Origin of the sequence: Blautia sp. AF34-10 (genome assembly GCF_003477865.1) — a bacterium.
GTDB lineage: Bacteria > Bacillota > Clostridia > Lachnospirales > Lachnospiraceae > Fusicatenibacter > Fusicatenibacter saccharivorans.
Genome location: NZ_QUED01000060.1, coordinates 1 through 4,142, shown reverse-complemented (window position 1 = coordinate 4,142; position 4,142 = coordinate 1). Strand labels below are relative to the sequence as shown.

At 43.0% G+C, this 4,142-nt stretch carries 1 protein-coding gene; it reads left to right on the top strand.

Going from position 1 to position 4,142, the window contains the following annotated elements:
• Window positions 1-146 precede the first annotated feature (146 nt).
• Entirely contained in the window at window positions 147-4,016 is a 3,870-nt protein-coding gene (locus DWZ60_RS17380; protein ID WP_119222167.1) for a hypothetical protein, read from the top strand.
• Window positions 4,017-4,142: the final 126 nt, after the last annotated feature.

Sequence of the window (4,142 nt, the reverse complement as noted above, 5' to 3'; positions counted from 1 at the left end):
TCCCATCAGATTTTACAGGTAGCATCACTTCATCATCAGAGCGCACGGGCAACACAGTATATGATTCAGTGACTGATACGATTTATGTGTATAACCGATACCAGCTTGAGTTGATGAAAGGGAAATCTTCAGACAGCGAACCTGTAATGAGCGAGGATTATATTGCTGAAAAAGTTGGAATGGGACAGGTTTTTACACTGGAAGATGGTTCCTATCTTACTTACAGCAAAACACATAATTATGTGCTTGCTTCTTCATTTACAACAGAAACACCGGAGCTTCTTGCTAATAAGGCTGGGACAGAGGAGACAACTCAGGATATTACTAGCGCATATCCGTCCGACTATGAAGGAAGAAATTATTTCGGTCAGGTGGTAAAAAAGATTGGTGATAAAAATTATATTCTGATTGGAAATGAAACACAGCTTCGGGCAATCGGAACAGATACGGATGTGACAGAACCAATCTGGCGAGTATATGAAACAAGAGAGAAAAATGAGGGAATACTGGGGGGATATACAGACTGGAAACCGGCAGCGGATACATCAGAATACAAAACGGAACTGTATTATCCGGGTGATGCGGATATTGTAAAGTTTAATGATACATATAATTGGTCCGGAAAGGAATTGTATGCTAATAAAAACGGTGCTCATAAGCTGAATGATACAGAATATTTGGATAATCCATCTTGGGATATAGCTGGTACAAAAGCTACACAGTGTTATGTGTATGTAAGTAGTACGATTCAGGAGTCAGCCGATATGACAGTAACTGCAACAGAAAGTACTGCCAGTGATTCCGAAGCGGCATCCGTTGAAGCAGATGAAACTGTAAATGACAGTGATTTGATTGATATGATTCCGTCAGATAGCGAGGAAGCAGCTGAGACAGGAAGTGATGATGCAGAAGCTTTTACAAGCAGTGGGGATGAAAGTGGTTTTACTGATGATATAGATTCGGAAAGTATAACAGTTGATGAGAATAAAACTTATGTACTTACTTATGATACGTCAAAACATAGCAATACCAATATTGCAGGATCTGGATATAAATACAGTAAGGATGCGAATTACATTATCTTTCGTGATATTGATCTTTCCAAAGCGGGTACCAATTCTAATGGGGAAGATGATAACTGGGATCCTATTGACAACTACCAGGGAAACATGGAAGGCCGAAAGGGAATGGTTGAAGGTCAGAGTATAACAATCAGCCATATCAATATTTCACAGGCTAATCCAGTTGATCAGGACAATCAGGCAGAATATGGTATCGGATTTTTCAGAAATTTGACAACACCATATTCTACATCCCTGACAATATCCCAAAATCCAATCACTGTGAAAAACATTACCCTTTCTGATGTGACGGTTTCTACAACTACAACAAAGGTTAAACAGAATGTCAGTCTGATTGGAAGTGTGCTGAAGCTCCTGCTTGGAAATTTAAGCGGACTGAAACCGGACCCGCAATCTCTGGCAACGGGAGGATTTGCTGGTGTTGTAAAAGGAAATATCCAGATTGAAAACTGTAATGTGGAAAATTTACATGGAGTTTCCAATGTAAATGATCGAACAGGTGGCTTTGCAGGTTATATCAGTGGTATGACACAGTATGATTTGGTATCAAGTGGCTTAGGAGGTCTGGTTGGTACTTTAACAAAAATCCTAAATCTGATTCCGCTGCTTGGAGTCGGTGATTTGTTAACTGTACTTTTAAAGGGAGGATTGCTCAGTGTAGACAAATTGATTCCGGTAGGCTATGTCAATCCAAGTATCCAGAATTGTTCTGTAAGCGGTGGCACTTCTGTTACAGGTCAGAAGAGTACCGGTGGATTCGCCGGGGAAGCCATCGGTGCAGTGATGAAAAACTGTTCTGTAGGCGGCACTACCACAGTATCTGGAAATGACTGTTCCGGTGGATTTGTGGGACGTTCTGCGAATGCAGTCGTAGCAGGCGCATTAAGCAGCCTTGGTATTGAAGTAATGGGAAATTTCCCGGTCAATACAGTTATGCTGAACTGTAGAATCGACGGAGCGGTAAACGTATCTGCACAGGGAACCCCATCTAAAGAAAGTGGTTATGCAGGCGGATTTATAGGAGAAATGCGAAATAGTTATGCGGTGGACTGCAGTATTTCCTCTCTTGGCACAGTGTCCGGAAAAGATTATACCGGAGGATTTGCCGGTATAGCAACTCTTGGTGATGTAGCGGATATTGATGAAAGCCAGGGACTTCTGGTAATTGTAAAGGATCTTCTTACAGGGTTGTTAAATGGTAAATTTACCAACATGGATCTTCTGAACCTGGTGGGACTTCGACCTTCTGTTATAAGCGGATGCACCATTGCAGGAGATAACATTTCTGTAACAGCAAACGGTAAAAATGCCGGTGGACTTGTGGGATATGCAGGTGCTGTCCAGATTTCCAATACTTCAGAACTTACGGACGATTCAAAGTCAACTACAAAAGCCCTCCAGCGAGTGCTTAATAAGACCGGTGTTACCTACGAATTTGCAGACCGTGTGAATCAGATCAATGCAGCTTCCTCTGTGAAGATTTCAGCAACGGAGAATGCTGGAGGAATCTTAGGTTACGCTAAAATGACCAGTGTCGGTGATGTCCTTGGCGGAACAGTTACAGCAGCAGACTACATGCGTTTTGAATGTAAAGATTGTTCCGTAAACGGAGGCTCTTTGGGACTTACAGTTACTGCGTCAGATAAAGAGAATGGTCGTGCCGGAGGTGCTATCGGTTATGGAACAGGTGGAGAAGTAAGGAAAATATCCGTCACAAATCTGAATTCTGTAACGGCTGGAAAGTGTGCAGGAGGATTTGCCGGATATTTCGGAAGTGGTACTCTTGCTAATGTTGGTGGTATTAAACTTCTTGGATTACCGCTTTTGAAAATTGACAGCCTTCTTTCTGTAGGGCAGATGATTGAGACGTTTACAGTTGACAGCACTGTTTCAGGTGTTTCGTCAGGATATAGTGTGTTTACTGGCAATGAGAAAGGTTATAGTGGTGGTTTTATTGGAGAATGCATTAGTGGACGAGCAAGGGACACTAAGATCAGCAACCTGAAAACTGTTACTGCATCTGCAACATCAGGAAAAGCCGGAGGCTTTGCAGGTTTTGCTAAAGCCGGAGATGCATTAAGTGCTGGAGATTCCACTACATCAAAACTGACAGGAATTGAATTGGAGAACCTGCTTGGAGTTGTCAGTGCCCTGAGACCGGAGTTCAATAATACGTCTATTGCCTATGTTTCGAATGGTTCTGATCCTCAGGTATCCGCTGATATGGCAGGAGGTTTTCTGGGTGAAGGACAGGCAGTAGATATCAACTATGGAAACAACAATTCCGGATTCAAAGCTGACACAGACACGAATTCATCTTCGAATGGATCTACAGGTGAAAAGAATAGTGAAGAAGCAGATTTCATTTCAGCAGTCACGAATAGCGAGAATGAAACAACAGAAGGTGAGACTGGTGCGATTGCAACAACAAATATTACCGGACTCTCTTATATAAAGGGAACCAGCTATGCCGGTGGTTTTGCAGGAAGGCTGATGCCTGGTGATGTGGCACAGACAGGTTCTATTAAGTTACTGGGCCTCTTGGATGTAAATCAACTTCTCAGTGTCATGGATGTGGCTTATCCGAGAATTTCCGATTCTTCTATTGCAGGAGACAGCTTAGTTGTAACAGCATCTGGAAAAAATGATGATGTGGCGCTTGGAGATGCTGGAGGATATATCGGTAATGGAAAAGCAGTCATGGTGAAGAACTCTGATGTGACCAATGTAAAAGAAGTCACTGCACCGTATCATGCCGGTGGCTATATCGGAATCATGCGTTCCGGAAGTGCGGCGGAGGCAGGAGATGCCACAGGAGATCTTTTGAACAGTGTCCTTGGTAAGATTCTGAGTCTGAAGGAACTGGCAAGTGTCCTGCAGCTGCATCCAGCAAAATTACAAACTGCAAAGTTGCTGGTACCGCAGATGGATTGACTGTTACGGCTGACAGTGGATTTGAAAACGCAGAAGGCTATGCAGGTGGCTTCGTTGGAGAGATGCAGAGCGGTCATGTAGATAATTCAGCAAATGCTGTTGATTCCGGAAAAGGAACGGCAGTAG